Source organism: Pseudokineococcus sp. 1T1Z-3, from assembly GCF_037482365.1.
Lineage (GTDB): Bacteria > Actinomycetota > Actinomycetes > Actinomycetales > Quadrisphaeraceae > Pseudokineococcus.
The window spans coordinates 18777-41832 of record NZ_JBBHZF010000026.1; the positions used below are offsets into that span (position 1 = coordinate 18777).

19 protein-coding genes and 1 tRNA gene are annotated in these 23056 nt (G+C 76.3%); 14 read left to right on the forward strand and 6 right to left on the reverse strand.

Annotated elements, in window-relative coordinates:
- Nucleotides 1-90 precede the first annotated feature (90 nt).
- Entirely contained in the window at nucleotides 91-165 is a 75-nt protein-coding gene (locus tag WDV86_RS16280; protein ID WP_445263071.1) for a 50S ribosomal protein bL37, read from the reverse strand.
- Between the two features lie 152 nt (nucleotides 166-317).
- On the opposite strand from WDV86_RS16280, the gene WDV86_RS12170 reads away from it, so the two are divergent.
- From WDV86_RS12170 to WDV86_RS12180, 3 genes are all read left to right on the forward strand, one after another.
- Complete coding sequence (locus tag WDV86_RS12170) at nucleotides 318-545, forward strand: biotin/lipoyl-binding carrier protein (RefSeq protein WP_445263072.1); 228 nt, start codon at nucleotides 318-320, stop codon at nucleotides 543-545.
- 80 nt (nucleotides 546-625) lie between these two features.
- The gene (locus WDV86_RS12175; protein ID WP_339567910.1) at nucleotides 626-1738 is read left to right on the forward strand and encodes a type IV pilus twitching motility protein PilT; all 1113 of its coding nucleotides are present in this window, start codon (nucleotides 626-628) and stop codon (nucleotides 1736-1738) included.
- Between the two features lie 89 nt (nucleotides 1739-1827).
- Nucleotides 1828-2823 (forward strand): YhjD/YihY/BrkB family envelope integrity protein, encoded by a 996-nt coding sequence (locus tag WDV86_RS12180; RefSeq protein ID WP_339567911.1) that lies wholly within the window; start codon nucleotides 1828-1830, stop codon nucleotides 2821-2823.
- Nucleotides 2824-2856: 33 nt separating this feature from the next.
- Here WDV86_RS12180 and WDV86_RS12185 read toward each other — a convergent pair whose 3' ends face one another.
- The gene (locus WDV86_RS12185) at nucleotides 2857-3750 is read right to left on the reverse strand and encodes a glycerophosphodiester phosphodiesterase (protein ID WP_339567912.1); all 894 of its coding nucleotides are present in this window, start codon (nucleotides 3748-3750) and stop codon (nucleotides 2857-2859) included.
- A 277-nt stretch (nucleotides 3751-4027) separates the two neighbouring features.
- Here WDV86_RS12185 and WDV86_RS12190 point away from each other — a divergent pair, with 277 nt between their 5' ends.
- Nucleotides 4028-4396, forward strand: a complete 369-nt coding sequence (locus WDV86_RS12190) for a hypothetical protein (RefSeq protein WP_339567913.1) — start codon at nucleotides 4028-4030, stop codon at nucleotides 4394-4396.
- Between the two features lie 107 nt (nucleotides 4397-4503).
- Nucleotides 4504-5469: a zinc-binding dehydrogenase gene (locus tag WDV86_RS12195; protein WP_339567914.1), complete on the forward strand. Its 966-nt coding sequence runs from the start codon at nucleotides 4504-4506 to the stop codon at nucleotides 5467-5469.
- A gap of 52 nt (nucleotides 5470-5521) precedes the next feature.
- Here WDV86_RS12195 and WDV86_RS12200 read toward each other — a convergent pair whose 3' ends face one another.
- Together WDV86_RS12200 and WDV86_RS12205 are read right to left on the reverse strand one after the other, a co-directional pair.
- Nucleotides 5522-6151: a GDSL-type esterase/lipase family protein gene (locus WDV86_RS12200; RefSeq protein ID WP_339567915.1), complete on the reverse strand. Its 630-nt coding sequence runs from the start codon at nucleotides 6149-6151 to the stop codon at nucleotides 5522-5524.
- Between the two features lie 206 nt (nucleotides 6152-6357).
- Entirely contained in the window at nucleotides 6358-10464 is a 4107-nt protein-coding gene (locus tag WDV86_RS12205; protein WP_339567916.1) for a multifunctional oxoglutarate decarboxylase/oxoglutarate dehydrogenase thiamine pyrophosphate-binding subunit/dihydrolipoyllysine-residue succinyltransferase subunit, read from the reverse strand.
- A gap of 136 nt (nucleotides 10465-10600) precedes the next feature.
- Here WDV86_RS12205 and WDV86_RS12210 point away from each other — a divergent pair, with 136 nt between their 5' ends.
- The 5 genes from WDV86_RS12210 to WDV86_RS12230 all read left to right on the forward strand — a co-directional run bounded on the left by WDV86_RS12210 (nucleotide 10601) and on the right by WDV86_RS12230 (nucleotide 17903).
- A complete protein-coding gene (locus WDV86_RS12210; RefSeq protein ID WP_339567917.1) occupies nucleotides 10601-12052 on the forward strand; it encodes a GuaB1 family IMP dehydrogenase-related protein in 1452 nt (483 codons plus the stop codon).
- A gap of 52 nt (nucleotides 12053-12104) precedes the next feature.
- Nucleotides 12105-12179, forward strand: a tRNA-Arg gene (locus WDV86_RS12215).
- Between the two features lie 82 nt (nucleotides 12180-12261).
- A complete protein-coding gene (gene argS / locus WDV86_RS12220; protein ID WP_339567918.1) occupies nucleotides 12262-13944 on the forward strand; it encodes an arginine--tRNA ligase in 1683 nt (560 codons plus the stop codon).
- Nucleotides 13945-13952: 8 nt separating this feature from the next.
- Entirely contained in the window at nucleotides 13953-15371 is a 1419-nt protein-coding gene (gene lysA / locus WDV86_RS12225; protein WP_445263073.1) for a diaminopimelate decarboxylase, read from the forward strand.
- An 81-nt stretch (nucleotides 15372-15452) separates the two neighbouring features.
- A complete protein-coding gene (locus WDV86_RS12230; RefSeq protein WP_339567920.1) occupies nucleotides 15453-17903 on the forward strand; it encodes a HelD family protein in 2451 nt (816 codons plus the stop codon).
- 31 nt (nucleotides 17904-17934) lie between these two features.
- On the opposite strand, the gene WDV86_RS12235 is transcribed toward WDV86_RS12230, so the two are convergent.
- On the reverse strand, nucleotides 17935-18582 hold the full coding sequence (locus tag WDV86_RS12235) for an isochorismatase family protein (protein ID WP_339567921.1): 648 nt from the start codon (nucleotides 18580-18582) through the stop codon (nucleotides 17935-17937).
- 135 nt (nucleotides 18583-18717) lie between these two features.
- Nucleotides 18718-19992: a nicotinate phosphoribosyltransferase gene (locus tag WDV86_RS12240; RefSeq protein ID WP_445263074.1), complete on the reverse strand. Its 1275-nt coding sequence runs from the start codon at nucleotides 19990-19992 to the stop codon at nucleotides 18718-18720.
- 103 nt (nucleotides 19993-20095) lie between these two features.
- Here WDV86_RS12240 and clpS point away from each other — a divergent pair, with 103 nt between their 5' ends.
- The 4 genes from clpS to WDV86_RS12260 all read left to right on the forward strand — a co-directional run bounded on the left by clpS (nucleotide 20096) and on the right by WDV86_RS12260 (nucleotide 23050).
- Complete coding sequence (gene clpS / locus WDV86_RS12245; protein ID WP_445263075.1) at nucleotides 20096-20425, forward strand: ATP-dependent Clp protease adapter ClpS; 330 nt, start codon at nucleotides 20096-20098, stop codon at nucleotides 20423-20425.
- A 135-nt stretch (nucleotides 20426-20560) separates the two neighbouring features.
- Nucleotides 20561-21172, forward strand: coding sequence for a DUF2017 domain-containing protein (locus WDV86_RS12250; RefSeq protein WP_339567924.1), 612 nt, complete (start codon nucleotides 20561-20563; stop codon nucleotides 21170-21172).
- Nucleotides 21173-21280: 108 nt separating this feature from the next.
- The gene (gene murI / locus WDV86_RS12255) at nucleotides 21281-22099 is read left to right on the forward strand and encodes a glutamate racemase (protein WP_339567925.1); all 819 of its coding nucleotides are present in this window, start codon (nucleotides 21281-21283) and stop codon (nucleotides 22097-22099) included.
- A gap of 78 nt (nucleotides 22100-22177) precedes the next feature.
- Nucleotides 22178-23050: an MBL fold metallo-hydrolase gene (locus WDV86_RS12260; protein ID WP_339567926.1), complete on the forward strand. Its 873-nt coding sequence runs from the start codon at nucleotides 22178-22180 to the stop codon at nucleotides 23048-23050.
- The last annotated feature ends 6 nt before the right edge of the window (nucleotides 23051-23056 follow it).

Sequence of the window (23056 nt, forward strand, 5' to 3'; positions counted from 1 at the left end):
GGCGCAGACGTCGAAGGGCCTCGCCGCCACCGGGAGGTGGGGCGAGGCCCTTCGACGTGCGCGGCTGGTCCGCTCCGCCGGCCGTCCTGGTCAGCTGTTGGGACGGTTGCCGTGGTTGGCGTTGCTCTTCTTGCGAGAGCGGCGCTTGCGGGCTCGCTTGCTCATGGTGGTCCTCCTCCGGTCCTGGTCCTCCAGGGTCCCACACCCGCGGTGGGCCACCGCCCTGGCCGAGCGCCGGCTGAGCACCGGCACCGCTCTGCTGGTGGCCGGCGCCGCTCTGCTGGTTGCCGGCACCGCGGGGTCCACCGCGTGGTTGCATCGGCGCCGTGGAGAGCGTGCGGGCAGAGATGGTGGCGGGTGTCCTGCGCCTCGCGGTCGAGGTGGGCGAGGTCGTCGAGGCAGGGCAGACGCTCCTCCTGCTGGAGTCGATGAAGATGGAGATCCCCGTCGTCCCCGAGGGGGCCGGGCGGGTCGCCCGCGTCGTCGTCGCACCGGGCGACGTCGTCCAGGAGGGCGACCTCCTCGTCGTCCTGGAGGCCCTCTGAGCGGTGCTGCGCCGGCGCCGGCGCAGCACCCCGCGGGGTGGCCGCTCAAGGCGGACGGGCGTCCGGCCGATCCTCGAGAGGTGAGCGAGCTCCCCACCCCCGTCGAGGCCGACGACGACCTGTCGATCAGCCCCTTCCTGCGCGCCCTCACCGACCTGGCGGGCTCTGACCTGCACCTCAAGGTGGGGTCGCCGCCGCGGGTGCGCATCGACGGCCGGCTGCGGCGTCTGCAGTTCCGCGCCCTGACCTTCGCCGACCTGGAGAGCCTGCTCCAGCAGCTGCTGCGCGACGACGCCCTGGAGCGCTTCGAGCAGACGCTGGAGGCCGACTTCGCCCACTCCGTCCCCGGGCTCGGCCGCTTCCGCGTCAACGCCTTCCGCGCGCGCGGCTCGGTCGGCCTCGTGGTCCGGCGCGTCGCCGTCGGGGCGACCCCCCTCGAGGAGCTCGGCGTCCCGGACGTCGTCGGGGGACTGGCCCTGGAGCCGCGGGGCCTCGTCCTGGTCACCGGTCCGACCGGCTCGGGCAAGACGACGACGCTCGCCGGCATGGTCGACCACATCAACAGCAACCGCGAGGTGCACCTGCTGACGATCGAGGACCCCATCGAGGTCCTCCACCAGGACAAGCTGGCGATGATCAACCAGCGCGAGCTGGGCCTGGACACGGCGGACTTCGCCTCGGCGATGCGGGCGGCCATGCGGCAGGACCCCGACGTCATGCTCATCGGCGAGATCCGGGACCCCGAGACGGTGCGCGCCGCCCTGGCCGCGGCGGAGACGGGGCACCTGGTGCTCAGCACGCTGCACACGACCGACGCCGCCGAGACCGTCGCCCGGATCATCGACTTCTTCCCCCACCACGAGCAGCAGCAGGTGCGCCTGTCCCTCGCCGGCTCCCTGCGCGGCATCGTCTGCCAGCGGCTCGTGCCGCGCGCCGACGAGGGCGGTCGCGCCGTCGTCGTCGAGGTGTGCGTGGGCACCGGCCGGGTCGCCGACGCCATCGCCGACCCGGCGAAGACGGGCTCGATCACCGACCTCGTCAGCGAGGGCGGCTACTACGGCATGCAGACGTTCGACCAGCACCTCGTCGAGCTCTACAAGGACGGCACCATCACCCTGGAGGACGCGCTCGCCGTCTCTACCCGGCCGCACGACCTGACGGTGGAGATGCGGCGCCTGGGCCTCGTCGCCTGAGCCGCCGGCCGCTCCCGCCGCACGACCCGGTCCGATCGCGTCGCGACCCTCCGGGCGCCGCGGGCGCGACGGCGTGGTTCCCTCAGCGGGTGACCCCGCCGGCCGACGCCGCCACCAGGCCGGCCGACAGGCGTGGGCCCGACGGCGCGTCGGCAGACGAGCCACAGCCCGAGGGTGGGGCGGGCGACCCGGGGCCGCTCCTGGGGCGCCGGGAGGTGCTGCGCCGCCTGCCCGCCCGCACCCGGCGGCTGCTGCGCTCCCACGAGCTGCCGCTGACGGCCGCCGGCCTGACCTTCTACGGCGCGCTCGCGGCCGTCCCGTCCGTCCTCATCGCCGTCCGGCTGGCCGGGTGGATCGTCGGGGACGAGCAGATGCTGGCCCTGGGCCAGACGCTGGAGGAGGCGCTGCCGTCGGCCATGGGGGCTGATGCCCTCGCCCGCTCCGTCGTCGACTACGGCCTCGGGGTGGCCTGGTCGGTCGTGCTCTTCAGCCTCTTCCCCGCCAGCCTCTACGGCGAGGGGCTGCGCCGGGCCTACGCCGCGCTCGGGGACGGCAGCCAGGTCCAGGCGGCCACCCCGGTCGAGACGCAGGACGGCAGCCAGCCGGGGCGGACCTCGTGGTGGCGCCGCCTCGGCGGGGCCTGGAAGGCCCGCGGGGCCGTCCTGCCCGTGCTGGCCGCCGCACCCGTGCTCCTGCTCGTCGTCCTCGGCGTGACGCCGCTCATCGCCGACCTCTTCGCCCGCGGCGCCGAGGGGACGGCGATCGGCGTCTACGTCGCGCTCAACGTCGACTGGGTCGTCGTCTCCCTGCCGTTGGCGTGGTCCTTCCGCGCCGTGGCGCCGCAGCAGCTGTCGTGGCGGGCCGCGCTCGCGGGGGGCTTCGCGACCGGCGCCTTCGTCTCCGGCTTCATCCAGGGGATCGTGCTCTTCGTCGCCCTGCCCGTGCCGATCGGTGCCCCCTTCGGGGGCTCGGTCGCCGTCGGCGGCGTCATCGCCGCCCTGCTGTGGCTGTGGCTGCTGCACGTGGTCGTGCTCGTCGGCCTGGCCGCGACCCTCTCGGCCGTCATGCTGCGCCGGGGGCGCTGAGGCGCCACCGGCGCAGCACCACGAGGGGCCCTCTCAGCGGCGCCGGACGTCGGCGCGCACCCGCGAGCGGGCCTGCGCCGGCACGCGGGGCCGCTCGGCCAGCCAGCCGAGCATCGCGCCGGGGGTGTTGGTGATGACGCCGTCGACGCCGGCGGCGTCCAGGTCGGCCCACCGCGCCGGGTCGTCGACCGTCCACGTCCACACGGCGACGCCGAGGGCGTGCAGCCGGTCGGCCAGGCCTAGGTCTGCGGCCAGCACCCCGTCGCCGGGGTTGACGCAGGCGAGCCCGTGCGCGGCGACCAGCCGCGCGACCTCGGCGCCCGTGGCCTCGACCGGCCCGGTGCCGTCGAGCAGCAGACCGCGGGCGCAGTCGGCGCCGACGGCGGCGAGCGAGGCGACCGTCACGGGGTCGAAGGACTGCAGCACGACCCGCGACCGCACGGACGCGGACCGGACGGCGTCGGTGACGAGCCGCGCCTGCAGGGGGCTCCAGGTGCCCTTCAGCTCCAGCAGCAGGTGCACGCCCGGGTGCCGTCGGGCCCAGACCAGCACGTCGGCCAGCGTGGGCACCGGCTCCCCGGCGTGCTCGCGGGAGAACCAGGAGCCGGCGTCGAGGTGGGCCAGGTCGACCGCGGACGTCTCGGCCAGCCGACCGGAGCCGTCGGTGGTGCGGCTGAGGTGGTCGTCGTGCAGGAGGACGACGACGTCGTCGCCCGTGCGCCGCAGGTCGACCTCCATCCACGAGCCGCCGGCGCGCCGGGCCGCCTCGAGGGCGGCGAGGGTGTTCTCGGGGGCGCTCGCGGAGCTGCCGCGGTGCGCGACGACGGCGGGTGGGGCGCCGGGGGCCCGCCGCAGCAGCGGGAGCGCCTGCCGGGAGGTGCGCGGCGTCGAGGGGGGTGGTGCGGGCACGTCGTGACGTGACGTCATGGGGGCTCCTGGCCGGGGTCGCCCGGCGGCCCGGGCGTCGACGTCCCCGACGCTAGGCACGCCACCGCGCGGGAGACGGCCGCGACGGCGCCGGGCACGCAGGCGTCGGCGAGACTTCACGCGTCGTCCACACGCCCATCCCCGGGGCGTCTCCGTCCACAGCCGGGCGGTGCCCCGTCGGCGTGGCCCCGGCGCCGGGCACGATGGCGCCTGGGCTGGCGCCGTGCCCGCGGACCGGCCCGGACGACCGAGCGACGAGAGCGCAGCAGGAGGAGCCATGAGCAGCGGACGCCCTGACCGGGAGGACGTCTCCGCCCAGGAGGCGGCGCTCGCCGCCGCCCGGGACGGGATGCAGGAGGCGGCCGAGCACCTCGCTGACGTCTCCCGGCGCGAGGCGGGGGCTGGGCCAGACCCGTTGCACCACGTCGCCTCGGAGGCGACGGCCCTCGCGCGGGTGCTGCGCTCCAGAGCCCGTCGGCCGCCGGCAGCGGACACCGCGCCGCTCGCCGGGGCCGTCTCCGCCGCCCAGCGCGCCGCCGCCCGCAGCGACACCTGGGACGCCGCCGTCGCCGCCGCGCGGGAGGCGGAGTCCGCCCTCGACGTCGCGGCCGTCGACCTCGCCGCTGCCCGCGGCGAGGACGTCTGAGCCGACCGGGCGCTGCACGTCCTGCGGCGCCGGTGCTCCGGTCGCCCGGCGCGTCGACCGTCGTGCGCAGCGGCACGAGGCCGGTCGGCGGCGGCTAGCGTGCCGACGTGCTCGCCGCCTTCGTGACGCAGACGTCAGCCGACGACCCGCTCTCGGCCCTGCAGGTGGGGGAGCGGCCTGCGCCCGAGCCGCCGCAGGGATGGGTGCGGGTGCGCGTGGAGGCGGCGTCGCTCAACCACCACGACCTGTGGAGCCTTCGCGGCGTCGGCCTGCCCGACGAGCGGTTGCCCATGACGCTCGGCTGCGACGGCGCAGGCGTCGACGAGGAGGGCCGCGACGTCCTCGTGCACGCCGTCGTGACCTCGCCCGGCTGGAGCGGCGACGACACCCTCGACCCTCGACGCTCGCTGCTCTCGGAGCGCCACGACGGCACGCTCGCCGCCGAGGTCGTCGTCCCCGCGCGCAACGTCGTGCCCCGACCGCCGGAGGTCAGCGCGGCGCACGCGGCGTGCCTGCCGACGGCGTGGCTGACCGCCTACCGGATGCTGCTCGTCCAGTCCGGGGCCGCGCCCGGGTCGACCGTGCTCGTGCAGGGCGCCGGCGGCGGGGTGTCGACGGCGCTCGTCGCCCTCGCCCGCGCCACGGGGTACCGGGTCTGGGTCACGAGCCGCAGCGAGGAGAAGCGGCAGCAGGCGCTGGCGCTCGGGGCGCACGCGGCCTTCGCGAGCGGCGAGCGGCTGCCGCAGCAGGTCGACGCCGTCATGGAGACCGTGGGGGAGGCCACCTGGGCGCACTCGCTGCGGGCGCTGCGCCCGGGCGGCACGGTCGTCGTCTCCGGCGCCACGTCGGGCCCGGCCCCCGGCGCCGACCTGCAGCGGCTCTTCTTCCGCGGCCTGCGCGTCGTCGGCTCGACGATGGGCACCCGCGAGGAGCTGGTGCGGCTGCTCGACCTGCTCGTCGCAACCGGCGTCCGGCCCGTCGTCGACCGCGAGCTGCCGCTGGGGCGTGCCGCGGAGGGCTTCGCGGCGATGGCGGCCGGCGAGCTCTTCGGCAAGGTCGTGCTGAGGCCCTGAGCGCAGCCCGGGCCGCCTCGGGCGAGCGGGACCCCTCAGCCCTCGCCGCCGCTCAGCCCTCGTCCGGGAGCCCCAGCCAGGGCCGCCAGCCGCCGTGGAGCACCAGCCAGGCCATGAGGCCGTAGCCGGCCTGGCCCGGGTGGACGCCGTCGCCGGCGGCGAGGTCGGCGTGCCACTGCTCGTGCTGGACGAGCGGGTCGAAGCAGTCGACGTACCGGACGGCGCGCCGGGCGCAGACGTCGGCGAAGGCGTCGGCGAGCTCGGCCAGGTCGTCGTTGCGGTCGTGGTCGAGCCCCGGCGCCGGGCCGACGACGAGGACGGGCAGCCCGCGGGAGGCCGCCTCGTCGAGGACGTTGGCGACGTTGAGGCGGCTGCGCGCCAGCGTGAGCCCGGCGTCGAGGTCCGAACCCCCCAGGGCCACGACGAGCCGGTTGTCGGCCCCGGGCGCGAACCGGCGGGAGGTCTCGGCGACCCAACGGTCCAGCAGCCCGGCCGTCCCCTCGTCCGGCACCCCGAGCGGGAAGACCGTCGACGGCCCGTCGTCCTCGGGGGTGCGGGCGGCCACGCGTCCCGTCCAGCCCAGCGCCCGCGGGTCGCCGACACCGGCGACGAAGGCGTCCCCGAGGACGCAGATGCGCCGTCCGGGGTAGGCGTCGGGCTGCTCGGTGCTGCTGGTGCTCACGCGTCCTCGCTGTCTGCTCGTGCCGCTGGGTGCCGGTCGGGCCTGCTGTGGCGAGAGGGCCCGGGCGGGCAGGCTAGTGCCCCCGAGGGCGACCCCGAGCGGCGCGCGACCTCACCTCACGGGACCGGCCCTCCAGGGCCGGACGCCACCAGGCTGGACGTCACCGGCTCGGGCGTCACCGGGCCGGACGTCACCCGGGCCGGACGTCACCGGGCGAAGGCGCGCTCCACGAGGTCGGCCTGCTCGGCGGCGTGCTTGCGGCTGGAGCCGGTGGCCGGGGCCGCCGAGGCCGGGCGCGTCACCGGGCGGATGCTGCGGCCCAGCCGCGGCGCCACCTCGAGGGCGACGAAGGGCCACGCGCCCTGGTTGGCCGGCTCCTCCTGCACCCAAACCAGCTCGGCGTCGGAGAACGGCTCCAGCGCCCGCTGGTAGCCCGCGACGTCCACCGGGTGCAGCTGCTCGACGCGTACGACCGCCGTCCGCGTGTCCTCCCGCTTGGCCCGCGCCGCCTCGAGGTCCCACGAGACCTTGCCGGTGCACAGCAGGACCCGGTCGACCTGGTCCGCCGGCCCGAGCAGGCGGGCGTCGCCGACGACCGGCTCGAAGGCCCCCTCGGTGAAGGCCTCCACCGGGCTGGCGGCCGCCTTGAGCCGCAGCATCGACTTCGGCGTGAAGACCACGAGCGGCCGACGCGGCCGCGCGTACGCCTGCCGCCGCAGCAGGTGGAAGTAGGACGCGGGCGTCGAGGGCACCGCCACCGTCATGTTCTCCTGGGCGCACATCTGCAGGTACCGCTCGATGCGTCCGGAGGAGTGGTCCGGTCCCTGGCCCTCGTGGCCGTGCGGGAGCAGCAGCACGACCGACGAGCGCTGGCCCCACTTCTGCTCCGAGCAGGAGATGAACTCGTCGACGACGGACTGCGCGCCGTTGGCGAAGTCGCCGAACTGGGCCTCCCACAGCACGAGCGCGTCGGGCCGCTCGACGGAGTACCCGTACTCGAAGCCCATCGCCGCGAATTCCGAGAGCAGCGAGTCGTAGACCCAGAAGCGGGCCTGGTCGGTGCTCAGCGAGGACAGCGGCGTCCACTCCCGCCCGGTCTGCCGGTCGTGCAGGACGGCGTGGCGCTGGACGAAGGTGCCACGGCGCGAGTCCTGCCCGGCCAGGCGCACGGGGACGCCCTCCATGAGCAGCGAGCCGAAGGCGAGCAGCTCGCCGAAGCCCCAGTCGATGCCGCCCTCACGGGACATCTGCTCCCGCTTGTCCAGCAGGGCCTGCAGCTTGGGGTGGACCGCGAAGCCCTCCGGCGGGTGCGTGTGCGCCGAGCCGATGCGCTCCAGGACGGCCGCGGGGACCCCTGTCGGGCCGGTCTCGACGACCTCGTCGTCCTGCTGGGCCGCCGGGCGCTCCAGGCCGCCGGGGACGTCGGCGCCGTCGTCGTCGCGGCTGCCGCCCTCGGCCGGGGTCTCCTTCGTCTCGGCGAAGGCCTCCTCCAGCTTGCCCTGGTAGTCGCGCAGGGCCTGCTCGGCCTCGTCGACCGTGATGTCGCCGCGGCCGATGAGGGCCTCGGTGTACAGCTTGCGGACGCTGCGCTTGCCCTGGATGAGCGCGGTCATGAGGGGCTGCGTCATCGAGGGGTCGTCCCCCTCGTTGTGGCCACGCCGCCGGTAGCACACCATGTCGATGACGACGTCCTTCTCGAACGTCTCCCGGAAGGCGAAGGCGAGGCGGGCCGCGCGCACGCAGGCCTCGGGGTCGTCGCCGTTCACGTGCAGGATCGGCGCCTGGATCATCCGGCCGACGTCGGTGGAGTAGTACGACGAGCGTGAGCTCGCGGGCGCCGTCGTGAAGCCCACCTGGTTGTTGATGACGACGTGCACGGTGCCGCCGGTGCGGTAGCCGCGCAGCTGGGAGAGGTTGAGCGTCTCGGCCACGACGCCCTGGCCGGCGAAGGCGGCGTCGCCGTGGACCAGCACGGGCAGCACCGTGAAGTCCCGCCCGCCGAGGTCGATGCGGTCCTGCTTGGCGCGGGCGATGCCCTCCAGGACGGGGTTGACCGCCTCCAGGTGGGAGGGGTTGGCCGCCAGGTAGACCTTCGTCGAGGCGCCCGTCGCGGCCGTGAAGCGGCCCTCGGTGCCGAGGTGGTACTTGACGTCGCCGGAGCCCTGGACGCTGCCGGGGACGGCGCTGCCCTCGAACTCGCGGAACACCTGGCCGTAGCTCTTGCCGGCGATGTTGGTGAGCACGTTGAGGCGGCCGCGGTGGGCCATGCCGACGCAGACCTCGTCGAGCTCGGCCTCGGCGGCCTCGGACAGCAGCGCGTCGAGCAGCGGGATGACGGACTCGCCGCCCTCCAGGCTGAACCGCTTCTGCCCGACGAACTTCGTCTGCAGGAACGTCTCGAAGGCCTCGGCCGCGTTCAGCCGGCCGAGGATCCGCAGCTGCTCGTCGCGGTCGGGCTTGGTGTAGGGCTTCTCGACGTGGTCCTGGATCCACTGCCGCTGCTCGGGGTCCTGGATGTGCATGTACTCGATGCCCGTGGTGCGGCAGTAGGAGTCACGCAGGGTCCCGAGGATGTGGCGCAGCTTCTGGGGGCGCCCGTCGCCGAAGCCGCCCGTGGGGAACTCCCGGTCCAGGTCCCACAGCGTCAGGCCGTGGGTCTGCACGTCGAGGTCGGGGTGCCGGCGCTGGCGGTACTCCAGCGGGTCGGTGTCGGCCATGAGGTGGCCGCGGACGCGGTAGGCGTGGATGAGCTCGACGACCCGGCTGACGCGGCTCACGTCGAGCTGCTCGCGGACGTTGATGTCCTGCACCCAGCGCACCGGCTCGTACGGGATGTGCAGCGCGGAGAAGACCCGGTCGTAGAAGCCGTCGAGCCCGAGGAGCTTCTGGTGGACGACGCGCAGGAACTCCCCGGACTGGGCGCCCTGGATGATCCGGTGGTCGTACGTCGAGGTCAGCGTCATGACCTTGCTGACGCCGATCCGGGCGATGGCCTCCTCGGAGGCCCCCTGGTACTCGGCCGGGTAGTCCATCGCGCCGACGCCGATGATGGCGCCCTGGCCCTTCACGAGCCGCGGCACCGAGTGGACGGTGCCGATGGTGCCGGGGTTGGTGAGCGTCATCGTCACGCCGGAGAAGTCCGCCACGCCGAGCTTGCCCTGCCGGGCCCGCTTGACGACGTCCTCGTAGGCGGCCCAGAACTGGGCGAAGTCCATCGCCTCCGCCGGCGTGATCGCCGGGACCATGAGCTGGCGGGTGCCGTCGTCCTTCGGCAGGTCGATGGCGATGCCGAGCCCGACGTGCGCGGGCTGCGTGACGGCGGGCTTGCCGTCCTGGAGGGCGTAGGCGGCGTTCATCGACGGCATCTCGGCGAGGGCCTCGACGAGGGCGTACCCGATGAGGTGGGTGAAGGAGACCTTGCCGCCGCGGGCCCGGGAGAGGTTGGAGTTGATGACGATGCGGTTGTCGATGAGCGCCTTGGCCGGCACCGCCCGCACGCTCGTGGCGGTGGGGACCTCGAGGCTGGCCTCCATGTTCGTGACGACGCGCGCGGCCGGGCCGCGCAGGCGGGTCGTCTCGTCCTGGCGCTCCTGCGCCGTCCCGGGGGCGGCGGAGGAGCCCGACGTGCCGGAGCGGTCGGAGGGGCCGGGGCGGTCGGGCTTCTCCCCGGGGAGCCTGCGGCCGGCGGCGTCGGCGCGGCGCGGCGCGGTGGCGGCCCCGGAGCCCGGGGCCGACGTGCCGGGCTCCGAGCTCGGCTCGCCGGCGGAGGCGCCCGGCGTCGCCGGGGCCGGGGAAGGGGCGTCGGCGCCCGTGGCCGTCTGCGCCGCGGTGGGGGCGGGGGAGGCCGTGGACCCGCCCGAGGAGCCCGCCGAGGTGGACCCCGTGGCCGGGGCCGCGCTCGCGGCGGGGGCAGAGGATCCGGCGGGGGCAGAGGACGCGGCGGGGGCCGAGGACGTGGCGGACGTCGACGACGTGGTGCGGGCGGACCCGTCCGAGGCCGCCCTGGGGCTCGTGCCGTTGCTCCCGCTGCCCTGGCCCCTCGGGCTCGCGTCCCTCGTCGGGCTCCCGTTCGTGGGCGCGGCCTGGGGCTGGGTCTGCTGCGCGGCCTCGTCCGGCCCCGCCGTCCCGTCCTCGCCCGTCTCTCCCGGGGTGTAGTCCTCGAAGAAGTCCCACCAGGCCGGGTCGACGGAGTCCTTGTCCTCCAGGTAGCGCTCGTGCAGCTCGTCGACGAGCCAGGCGTTCGGGCCGAAGCCGGAGGGGCCCTCGCCCCCGGCCGCGCTCTCGGGTGCGCTGGTGGTCTCCTGCTGGGACACGGGGGGATCGCCCTCTTCCACGGCTCGGGTGCGCCCGCCGGCGCTGGCGTGCTCAAGCCTAGTCCTGAGGTCCGCGGGCGGCCCAGGCTCGTCGTCGGCGCCGACGGCGGCCCGCGCAGGCCTACCCTGGCGATCCGTGCGCTTCCTCGACGGCTCCGGCCCCGCCCACGACCTCACGTACAACGACGTCTTCCTCCTCCCGGGACGGTCGGCGGTCGCCTCTCGGACCGAGGTCGACCTCACCACCGACGACGGCGTGGGCACGACCGTCCCCGTCGTCGTCGCCAACATGACGGCGGTCTCGGGGCGGCGGATGGCCGAGACCGTGGCGCGGCGGGGCGGCCTGGCCGTCATCCCGCAGGACGTGCCGCTCGAGGTCGTCGCCGACGTGGTCGCCTGGGTGAAGGCGCGCGGCACCGTGCTGGAGACGCCGATCGTCGCTGCGCCGTCGGGGCGGGTCGTCGACGCGCTGCACCTGCTGCCCAAGCGCGCCCACGGCGCGCTCGTCGTCGTCGACGACCGCCGGCGGCCCGTGGGCGTCGTCACCGCGGCGGACTGCGAGGGCGTGGACCGCTTCACCTCCCTGGAGCAGGTGATGTCGCGCGAGCCGCTGACGCTGCAGGCCGCCGAGGTGGAGGCGCCGGGCGGCCTCGACCGGGCCTTCGGGCAGCTCGACGCCGCGCGCCGCTCCTTCGCGCCGGTGGTCCGCGACGGCGTGCTCGTGGGCGCGATGACACGGCGGGGGTGCATCCGCTCCGCGCTCTACCAGCCGGCCGTCGACGACGCCGGTCACCTGCGCGTGGGCGCGGCGATCGGGGTCAACGGCGACGTCGAGGGCAGCGCCAAGGCCTTGCTGGCGGCCGGTGCCGACGCCCTCGTCGTCGACACCGCCCACGGCCACCAGGAGAAGATGCTCGACGCGCTGCGGCTGGTGCGGGCGCTCGGCCCAGGCGTGCCCGTCGTCGCCGGCAACGTCGTCACGGGCGACGGCGTCCGCGACCTCGTCGAGGCGGGTGCCGACGTCGTCAAGGTCGGCGTCGGGCCCGGGGCGATGTGCACGACGCGGATGATGACGGGCGTCGGGCGCCCGCAGTTCTCCGCCGTCCTGGAGTGCGCCGCGGTGGCCCGCGGGCTCGGCGCGTCGGTGTGGGCCGACGGCGGGGTGCGCCACCCGCGCGACGTGGCCCTCGCGCTGGCCGCCGGCGCCTCCTCGGTCATGGTCGGCTCCTGGTTCGCGGGCACGCACGAGAGCCCGGGGGACCTGCTGGTCGACGAGCGCGGGCGCAGTTACAAGGAGAGCTTCGGCATGGCGTCCTCGCGCGCCGTCGCCCACCGCACCCGGGAGGAGTCGGCGCTCGGCCGGGCGCGCAAGGCCCTGTACGAGGAGGGAATCTCCAGCTCGCGGATGCTCCTGGACCCGGCCCGGCCGGGGGTGGAGGACCTGCTCGACGCCATCACCTCCGGCGTCCGCAGCGCCTGCACCTACGCCGGGGCGCGCACGCTGCCCGAGCTGCACGAGCGTGCCGTCGTGGGCGTCCAGTCGCCCTCGGGGTACGAGGAGGGCCGCCCGCTCCCCGCGGGGTGGTGACGGCGGCCGGGGCGGGCGGCGGGCCGGGTGCGGTAGTCTCGCGCCGTCCCGAGCCCCCGTAGCTCAGGGGATAGAGCACCGCCCTCCGGAGGCGGGGGCGCAGGTTCGAATCCTGCCGGGGGCACCATCGCCTGATCTCGTCGCAGGCGCCGGGGAGGCGCCCGCGGCCCATCCTCGGGCGCTCCGTGGCCCTCCTAGACTCGGGCGTCGTGACCCCCACCGAGCTCTCCGACGCCGTCCGCACGTGCCTGCTCGAGGCCGTGCGCGAGCGCGAGCCGGCCGTTGGCAGCCTCACGGCCGAGCAGGTGCCCGCGCAGGTGCGGGTCGAGCGCCCGCGCAGCCGGGAGCACGGGGACTGGGCCACCAACGTCGCCCTGCAGCTGGCCAAGAAGGGCGGGGTCGCGCCGCGGGACCTGGCCGGTGCGCTCGCCGCGCGGCTCGGGGACGTCGACGGCGTCGCGTCGGTCGACGTCGCCGGGCCGGGCTTCCTCAACGTCGTCCTGTCGGCCTCGGCCGCCGGCGAGCTGGCGCGGACCGTCGTGGAGGCAGGAGCGACCTACGGCACGAGCACCCGGCGCGCGGGGAACTGCATCAACCTCGAGTTCATCTCGGCCAACCCCACGGGCCCGGTGCACCTCGGTGGTGCTCGCTGGGGGGCTGTCGGCGACGCCCTGGCTCGCGTCCTCGCCGCCACGGGGGCTGACGTGGTGCGCGAGTACTACTTCAACGACCACGGCGCCCAGATCGACCGCTTCGCCCGCTCGCTGCTGGCCCGCGCCCACGGGCGCCCGGCGCCGGAGGACGGCTACGGCGGGGACTACGTCGGCGAGATCGCCGCGCAGGTGCTGGCGGCGGCGTCCGCGCGCGGCGAGGACCTCCTCGCGCTGCCCGAGCCGGAGGCCCAGGAGGTCTTCCGGCACGAGGGCGTGGCGCTGATGTTCGAGGAGGTCAAGCGCGACCTGCACGACTTCGGCGTCGACTTCGACGTCTGGTTCCACGAGGACTCGCTGCACGCCTCGGGCGCCGTCGACGCGGCCGTGGCGCACCTCAAGGCCTCCGGCAGCCTCTACGAGGCCGACGGGGCGTGGTGGCTGCGCACCACCGACCACGGCGACGACAAGGACCGCGTCGTCATCAAGTCCGACGGTCAGCCCGCGTACGTCGCCGGCGACCTGGCCTACCTGCGGGACAAGCGCTCCCGCGGTGCGGACCTCTGCATCTACATGCTCGGGGCTGACCACCACGGGTACATCAGCCGCCTCAAGGCCGCCGCGGCCGCCTTCGGGGACGACCCGGCCGTCGTCGAGGTGCTCATCGGCCAGATGGTCAACCTCGTGCGCGACGGCGAGCCGGTCCGGATGAGCAAGCGCAACGGGACCGTCGTGACGCTGCAGGACCTCGTCGAGGCCGTCGGCGTCGACGCCGCGCGGTACTCCCTCAGCCGCAGCTCGGTCGACTCGACCATCGACGTCGACCTCGACGTCCTCACCCGGCGGACGAACGAGAACCCCGTCTTCTACGTGCAGTACGCGCACGCCCGCTGCTCCGGCGTCGCGCGCAACGCCGGCGCCGCCGGGGTGCGGCGCGAGGACGGCTTCGACCCGGCGCTGCTGACCCACCCCACCGAGCAGGCCGTGCTGGCGGCGCTGGGGGAGTACCCGCGGGTGCTGGAGCAGGCGGCGGAGCTGCGCGAGCCGCACCGGGTCGCGCGGCACCTGGAGGTGCTCGCCGGGGCCTTCCACAAGTGGTACGACGAGTGCCGGGTCGCCCCGCTGGGCGAGGAGGAGGTCACCGACGTCCACCGCACCCGGCTCTGGCTCGCCGAGGCCGTGCGCACCGTGCTCGCCGCGGGGCTCGGCCTGGTCGGGGTCAGCGCGCCGGAGCGGATGTGAGCCCCACGCTGCGCGCCCACGAGGCCGGCTCGCTGCACGCCGACGGGTACGGCGGGCCGGGCTGGCTCGCCGTGCCGGACGACGTCGACGAGCTGGTCCGGCCGCTGTGGGCGCGCACGGTGCACCGCGGCGAGGACGGCGCCCTCGTCGTCGGCGGGGTGAGCGTGAGCGCGTTGGCGGCCGAGCACGGCACGCCGGCCTACGTCGTCGACGAGGAGGACCTGCGGGCCCGGGCCCGGGAGTGGGTGCAGGCCTTCGACGAGGCCTTCGCCGACCTCTGCGGCGGTGCCGACGTCTACTACGCCGGCAAGGCCTTCCTCTGCACCGCGGTGGCCCGCTGGGTGCGCGAGGAGGGGATGCTGCTGGAGACGTGCACCGGCGGCGAGCTCGCCGTCGGCCTGCGCGCGGGCACCGACCCCGCGCGGATGGCGCTGCACGGCAACAACAAGTCCGACGCCGAGGTCGAGCGGGCGCTCGCGGCGGGCGTCGGGCGGCTCGTCGTCGACTCCCGGCAGGAGGTCGACCGGGTCGCCGACGTCGCGCGCCGGCTCGGGGTGCGAGCCCCCGTGCTGCTGCGCGTGACCGTCGGCGTCGAGGCGCACACGCACTCCTACATCGCGACGGCCCACGAGGACCAGAAGTTCGGCGTCCCGCTGGCCGGGGGCGAGGCGGCCCGCGCGGCCGCCGCGGTCCTGGCCCGGCCCGAGCTGGAGCTGCGGGGTCTGCACTCCCACATCGGGTCGCAGATCTTCGACGTCGAGGGCTTCGAGGTCGCCGCCCGCCGGCTGCTGCGGCTGCACGCGCAGGTCCAGCGCGAGCACGGCGTCGTCCTGCCCGAGGTGGACCTCGGCGGCGGCTTCGGCATCGCGTACACGACCCAGCACACCCCGCGGCCGCCGCGGGAGCTCGCGCAGGGCATCGCGAGGGTCGTCGCGGCGGCGTGCGAGGCCGAGGGCATCGCCGTGCCGCGGGTCTCGGTGGAGCCGGGCCGGGCCGTCGTCGGGCCGAGCACCTTCACGCTCTACACGGCGGGGACGACGAAGGACGTCGTGCTCGACGGCGGGGGCGCGCGGCGCTACCTGGCCGTCGACGGCGGCATGAGCGACAACGTGCGGACGGCGCTGTACGGCGCGGACTACTCCGCGACGCTGGCCTCACGCCGGTCGGCGGCCGCGCCCGTGCTCACCCGTGTCGTCGGCAAGCACTGCGAGAGCGGCGACATCGTCGTCCTCGACGAGTTCATGGCCGGTGACGTCGGGGCCGGGGACCTCGTCGCCGTGCCCGGCACGGGCGCCTACTGCCGGAGCCTGGCCAGCCAGTACAACCACGTGCCCCGCCCGCCCGTCGTCGCGGTCTGCGGGGGCAGCTCCCGGGTGCTCGTGCGCCGGGAGACCGAGGAGGACCTGCTCGCCCTGGACGTGGGCTGAGGAGCCCGGCAGGCAGCGCCGACCACCCGCCGCCGCCTGCAGACCGCCGCACCCGTGACCGACGAGGAGCTCTGCCCGCCCGTGACCGCTGCCGCCAGCAGCCCGCCTCCTGACCAGCAGCCTCGCGACCGCCAGCCCCCCGCGGGCACGCCCGACGCTGGCACGTCCGACGCGGCGGGCGAGACCGCGCGCGAGCGGGAGAACGGCGTCGAGCAGGACGCCGTCGGCCGCCGGTACGCGCGGCTGGACGACCTGCGGCGCCGGACCGCGCAGGAGCTGACGGCGGTGCGGCGCTCGGAGACGACGGGCACGCACCAGAACCGCTCCGAGCGCGACTCCTTCGCGGCGCTGCACGAGAGCCGCCTGGCCCAGCTGGACGCGGTCGAGGACCGGCTCGTCTTCGGGCGCCTGGACCTGGGCGGCGGTGAGACGCGCTACGTCGGGCGCCTCGGGCTGGCCGACGAGACGCAGCAGCGGCTGCTCGTGGACTGGCGGGCGCCGGCGTCCGAGCCCTTCTACCAGGCCACGGCCGCCCGGCCGTCCGGCGTCGTCCGGCGCCGGCACCTGTCGCTGCGCGGGCGCGCGGTGACGGGCCTGGAGGACGACGTCCTCGACGCCGAGGGGCTCGAGGCGCTCGGGCTGGAGGCGCTGGGCGGCGAGGGTGCGCTGATGAGCGCGCTGGGTGCCCAGCGCACGGGGCGCATGGGCGACATCGTGGCGACCATCCAGGCCGAGCAGGACGCCGTCATCCGCTCGCCCGCCGACGGCGTCCTCGTCGTCCAGGGCGGACCGGGCACGGGCAAGACGGCCGTGGCGCTGCACCGGGCGGCCTTCCTGCTCTACGCCCACCGGGAGCGGCTGGCGCGCAGCGGGGTCCTCGTCGTCGGACCGAGCCCGGTCTTCCTGCGCTACATCGAGCAGGTGCTGCCGTCGCTGGGGGAGAACGGCGTCCTCACCTCGACGGCGGGCCAGCTCTTCCCCGGCGTCGACGCGCGAGCCTCCGACCGGCCGGCGGTGGCACGGCTCAAGGGCGACGACCGGTGGCTGGAGGTGCTGCGCCGCGCCGTCGCGGCACGCGAGCGGGTGCCGGCGCGGGCGCAGCGGCTCGACGTCGAGGGGACGACCGTCACGCTGACCCCGCGGGCGGTCGCGCGGGCGGTCGAGCGCGCGCGGGCCTCGGGGGAGCCGCACAACGAGGCCCGCACCGGGTTCGTGCGCGACCTCCTGCTGCACCTGGCCGACCTCGTGGCGCGCGCCCAGGGCAACCGGCTGGAGCCCGAGGACCGGCCGGCCGTCGTCGCGGACCTGCGCGGCGCGCGGGACGTGCGGCGGGCGCTCAACCTCGCGTGGATGCCCCTGTCGCCGCAGAAGCTGCTCGGGGACCTGCTGACCCGTCCGCACCGGCTCGCGGAGGCGGCCGACGGCGTCTTCTCCCCGGCCGAGCAGGCACTCCTGGTGCGCGGCGTCGAGGCGCCGTGGACGGTCGACGACGTGCCGCTGCTCGACGAGGCCGCGGAGGTGCTCGGCGACGACGAGAGCGGGGCTGCGGCCAGCGCTGCGCGTGAGGCCGACCGGCGCCGCGAGGAGGCGCTGTCGGTGGCGCGCGACGTCCTGTCCTCCGGGGCGGGGGAGACCTCCGTCGAGGGCTTCACGGCGTCGGCGGAGGACCTCGCGGCGCGCCAGAGCGACGTCGGCGGGCCGGCCCTCACGGTGGCGGAACGGGCGGCGGGGGACCGCACGTGGGTCTTCGGGCACGTCGTCGTCGACGAGGCGCAGGAGCTCTCGTCGATGATGTGGCGCCTGCTCGTGCGGCGCTGCCCGACGCGCTCGATGACCGTCGTCGGCGACCTGGCCCAGACCCGCTCGGCCGCAGGTGCCTCGACGTGGGAGGAGGTGCTCGACCCCTTCGTCGAGGGCCGCTGGCGGCTGGCGGAGCTGACGGTGAACTACCGGACGCCGCGGCAGGTGATGGACGCCGCCGCAGCGGTCCTCGCCGTCACCGGGGCGCCGGGGCGGACGCCGACGTCGGTCCGCGAGGGCGAGGGGCCGCCCGTGCTCACGACCGTCCCTGGCGACGCCGCCGAGCGCGACCAGGTGCTCCGCGAGGTCGTGGCCGACGAGGCGGCGCGGGTCGCCGGCGGGCGCCTGGCGGTGCTCGTGCCGCCGGAGCGGCTGGCGGGGGCCGTCGCGGCGCTGGGGAGCTCGCTGCCCGGGCCCGGTGGCCCGCTGCGGGTGACGAGCGGGCCGGGTGCCCTGGACAGCCCGGTGGCGGTCATGACGGTCGCCGACGCCAAGGGTCTGGAGTTCGACGGCGTCGTGCTGCTGGACCCGGCCGGGGTGCTCGGCGGGCCGGACGCCGAGGACCCCCGGGCGGGCGCCCACGACCTCTACGTCGCCATGACCCGCCCGACCCAGCGGCTGCACGTGCTGGCGCCCCCGGGGCTGGACCCGGCGGTCGCGGACGCGATCCGCGGGAGTCGGCCGGGGCGTGGGGTCGAGGACCTCACCGGCGCTACCACGGGAGGGCGCTGACGCGCGGGCGGTCCAGAGCCGCCGGCGCACCTCAGCCGACCAGCTCGACCCCCGCGGCGCGCAGGTCGGCGAGGGCGGCGTCGGTCGTCTCGGGGGAGACGCCGGCGACGAGGTCCAGCAGGACGCGGGTCTCGAAGCCCTCGGCCGCCGCGGACAGGGCCGTGGCGCGCACGCAGTGGTCGGTCGCCAGGCCGACCACGTCGAGCCGGGTGACGGCGCGCTCGCGCAACCAGCCCGCGAGGTCGGCGCCGCCCTCGGCCGCGCCCTCGAAGCCGGAGTACCCGTCGTCGTACTGGCCCTTGCGGAAGACCTCCTGCGCCAGGGAGAGGTCCAGGTCGGGGTGCGCCTGGGCGCCCTCGCTGCCCGCGACGCAGTGCACGGGCCAGCTGCGGACGAAGTCGGGGGTGTCGCTGAAGTGCCCGCCCGGGTCGACGTGCCAGTCCTGCGTCGCGACGACGGCCGCGTAGTCGTCGGCGTGCTCCCGGATGAACCGGGTCACGGCTCCCGCGACCGCCGTGCCGCCGTCGACGCCGAGCGCGCCGCCCTCGCAGAAGTCGTTCTGCACGTCGACGACGACGAGCGCCCGTACCGCGGCGGGTACCGCCGACGGGTCCGTCCCGGGGCCTACGCCGGTGCCCGCGCCCGTCGGCGCCTGGGCGCCGTCCGTCCCTGTGCCCATGAGCCACTCCCGTCGACCGTCACGACCAAGGCCCGTGTCCCGCGCCTCCTCCTCGTCCTGCGCCGAGGGGGAGGTGCTGGTGCGGGTCGGGCCACCACCGCACCACACCCTCCCCGTCGACGCAGGAGGACGGTCTCAGCCGGCGCCGAGCACCCGGGTCGGCAGGCACGGCTCACCGTGCGAGAGCCGTCGCGCCGCCGCGGGCAGCTCCGCCCGGGAGGCCGCATGGCGCTCGGCCGCCCGCCGCACCCCCTCGGCGCCCGTCGTCCGGGCGTCGACGACCTCGCCGCCGCGCACGAGCGGCACCTGCAGCGGCCGGGCGCCGGGCGCCTCCTCGGCGTGGCCGTCGGCGTCCTCGACGACGAGCACCTCGGCGCTCGCCGTGCCCGACGTCACCTCCCGCCAGGCCCGCTTGGCCCCGGCCACGCCCGCCTTGCCGGAGCTGGCCTTCGCGACGCCGCGCAGGCACCCGTCGGCGTCCTCGCGCGCCACCATCTTGTAGACGAGACCGGCGGTCGGGGCCCCGCTGCCGACGACGAGGCTGGTGCCGACGCCGTAGCCGTCGACCGGCGCCGAGGCGAGCGCCGCGACGGCGTGCTCGTCGAGGTCGCTCGTCACCGTGACGCGCGTCGACCTCGCCCCCAGGGCGTCGAGCTGGCGGCGCACCTGGTGCGCCAGCTCGCCGAGGTCGCCGGAGTCCAGCCGTACCGCCCCCAGGCCCGGTCCGGCCGCGGCGACGGCGCGCTCGACCCCGGCCGCGACGTCGTAGGTGTCGACGAGCAGCGTCGTCCCGGTGCCCTGGGCGGCGACCTGGCCGGCGAAGGCCGACTCCTCGTCGTCGTGCAGCAGCGTGAAGGCGTGCGCCGACGTCCCGATCGTCGCGAGCCCGTACCGGCGGCCCGCCTCAAGGTTGGAGGTGCCGGCGAAGCCGGCGACGACGGCGGCCCGGGCGGCGGCGACGGCGGCCTCCTCGTGCGTGCGCCGCGAGCCCATCTCCAGGCACGGCCGCTCGCCGGCGGCCGCCGTCATCCGCGAGGCGGCCGCGGCGACGGCGCTGTCGTGGTTGAGCACGGAGAGCACGAGCGTCTCCAGGAGGACGGCGTCGGCGAAGGTGCCCCGCACGGTCAGCAGCGGCGAGCCCGGCAGGTAGGTCTCGCCCTCGGCGTAGCCGTCGACGTCGCCGCTGAAGCGCCACCCGGCGAGGTGCGCGAGCGTCGCCTCGTCGACCACGCCCTCGGCGTCCAGCCAGCCCAGCGCCGCCTCGTCGAAGGTCAGCGCGGGCAGCAGCTCCAGCAGCCGCCCGGTGCCGGCCACGACGCCGTACCGGCGGCCCGGCGGCAGCCGCCGCGCGAACACCTCGAAGACGCAGCGCCGCCCGGCGGTGCCGTCGGCCAGCGCGGCCTGGAGCATCGTCAGCTCGTAGCGGTCGGTGAGCAGCGCTGCGGTCGCCACCCGACGACCCTAGCCAGGCCGGCTGCGCACCTACAGTGGTCGGGTGAGCGCAAGGCCGGCGGTGAGGACCCGCGTCCCGCCGCCCCCGCCGCGGTGGCTCCTCACGGCGGCCCCGGCCGAGGCGGAGGCGCCCGCCGCGAGCGAGGGCCTGGCCACCGAGAAGCCGTGGGTGACCATCGTGTGGAACGACCCGGTCAACCTCATGTCCTACGTGACCTACGTCTTCCAGAGCTACTTCGGCTACTCCCGCACCAAGGCCGAGAAGCTGATGCACGACGTCCACGAGGTCGGCCGTGCCGTCGTCTCCTCCGGGTCGCTGGAGGAGATGGAGCGCGACGTCGAGGCCATGCACGGCTTCGGGTTGTGGGCGACGTTCTCCCACGACAGCTGACGGCGCCCCACCTACGTCCCCAGCCGCCAGCCCCAGCCCCGACCCCAGCCGCCCGCCCCAGCCCCAACCCCCGCCGCCCGCCCCAGCCCCAACCCCAGCCGCCCGCCCCACCGCCGGCCGAGACCGAGGAGCCCCATGGCCCGCCGCTTCCGGCGCACCCGCCGCGGCATCACCGCCGGCTTCGACCCCCCCGAGGTCGAGCTGCTCGCAGGCCTGCTGGACCAGGTGGCGACGATGCTGCGCTCGCAGGAGGCCGAGGCGTCGGCGGGCGCCGGCGAGGACGACGACCCGCTGGCCGCCCTGGCCCGTCAGCTGGACGGACCGGCGGCGACGGCGCCGCAGGACCCGGCCCTCGCGCGGCTGCTGCCCCCCGCGAGCCGCGACGACGACGAGGCCGCCGCCGACTTCCGCCGCTTCGCCCAGGAGGGCCTGGCTGCCCGCAAGCGCGCGGCCCTGGAGCAGGCTGCCGCCACGCTGCGTCGTCCGAGCCCCCTCCTGCTGGACGACGACGAGGCCCGCGCGTGGGTCACCGCGCTCACCGACGTGCGGCTCGTGCTCGCCCAGCGCCTCGGGGTCGAGACCGACGAGGACGCCGCGCAGGTCTCCCAGCGGGCCGCCGAGGCCGACCCGCAGGACCCCTCGTCGTGGGACGCCGCCCTCTACGACTTCCTCACCTGGCTCCAGGAGGGTCTCGCCGACGTGCTCCTGGGCGACCTGCCGGCCGGAGGGGGCCGGCCCCGCCGCTGACGCCCCCACCGGAGGACGACCGGCGGGTGCCGGCGGGGGACGGCGACGTGACCGACGTCGCCCCGCGCGGCCCGCGCCCGCCGGACGCCCCTGGCCTAGGCTGCGCCGGTGGCGGACGACCCGATCGGCATCTTCGACTCCGGGTTCGGGGGCCTCACGGTGGCCCGCGCCGTGCTCGACCAGCTGCCGGACGAGCCCGTCCTCTACGTCGGCGACACCGCGCGCCAGCCCTACGGCCCCAGGCCCATCGCCGAGGTCCGCGCGTACGCGCTGGAGTGCCTCGACGAGATGGTCGAGCGCGGCGTCAAGATGCTGGTCATCGCCTGCAACAGCGCGAGCGCCGCCGTCCTGCACGACGCGCGCGAGCGCTACCGCGTGCCCGTCGTCGAGGTGATCCGCCCGGCCGTGCGCCGGGCGTCCGCGACGACGCGCACGGGGCGCGTCGGCGTCATCTGCACGCAGGCCACCGCGACGTCGCGGGCCTACGAGGACGCGTTCGCGGCTGCGCCGCTGCTGCAGGTCACCACGCGCGCCGTCCCCCGTTTCGTGGAGTTCGTCGAGGCCGGCGTGACGACCGGCCCCGAGCTCATCGCCGAGGCCCGTCGGGCCCTGGCGCCCCTGCAGGAGGCGCAGGTGGACGCGCTCGTGCTCGGCTGCACCCACTACCCCCTCCTCACGGGCGTGCTGTCCCTCGTCATGGGCCCCGGCGTCAGCCTCGTCAGCAGCGCGGAGGAGACGGCGCAGGAGGTCTACCGCACCCTCGTCGAAGCAGGTCTGGAGCGGCCCCCGGGCAGCCCACCGCCGCACCACCGCTTCCTCACGACCGGCGACCCCGAGGCCTTCACCGAGCTGGGACGCCGGTTCCTGGGCCCGGAGGTGGCGCTGGCCGAGAGCGCCGGGCTCCTCGAGGCCGTGGCCGGGCGCTGAGGGCGGTGCTCCGGTGAGCGCGGCCACGGGGGCCTGGGCCGGCACGGCAGCCCGGACCGGCAGGGCGGAGGAGCTGTTGTGCGCCTGACCGTGGTCGGGTGCTCGGGGTCGCTGCCCGGGCCCACCGGGCCGGCGTCCTGCTACCTCCTGGAGGCCCAGGGCGGCGCCGCCGAGGCAGTCGCCGGTGCGCCGGAGGGCGGCGCCAGGACGTGGCGGCTGCTGCTCGACCTCGGCAGCGGGGCCCTCGGGCCGCTGCACGCGGTGGTCGACCCCGGCGTCCTCGACGCCGTCCTGCTCTCCCACCTGCACCCCGACCACTGCCTCGACGCCTGCGGCCTGCACGTCGCCCTCACCTACGACCCCCGCCCCGGGCGGCCCGGGGGAGAGCGCCGCCTGCCCGTCCACGGCCCGGGGGGCACCGCCGGGCACCTCGCGGCCGCCTTCGGCGCCGGCGAGGACGCGCAGCCGCTCGACACCTTCGACGTCCGGCCGTGGACGGTCGGCGACGTCGTCCGGCTCGGGCCCCTGCTGGTCGAGGTGGCCAGGGTCCGGCACCCGGTCGAGGCGTACGCGATCCGCGTCACCGACACGGGCGACGGCGCCGTGCTCGTCTACACCGGCGACACCGACTCCTGCCCCGAGCTCGTCGACCTCGCCCGGGGCGCTGACGTGCTGCTCGCCGAGGCCGCCTTCCAGGAGGGCCGCGACACCACGCGCGGTGTCCACCTGACGGGCCGCCGCGCCGCCGAGACCGCCCGCGAGGCCCAGGTCGGCCGCCTGCTGCTGACGCACCTGCCCCCGTGGAACGACCCTCTCGTCGTCCTCGCGGACGCCGCCTCGGCCGGGTACGAGGGGCCTGTCTCGCTCGCCCGCCCGGGGCTCGTCGTCGACGTCGAGCCCGTCGCGGCGGAGGCGTCCCGGGGCGTCGGGCCGGTCGGCTCGTCGCCGTAGGGTCCC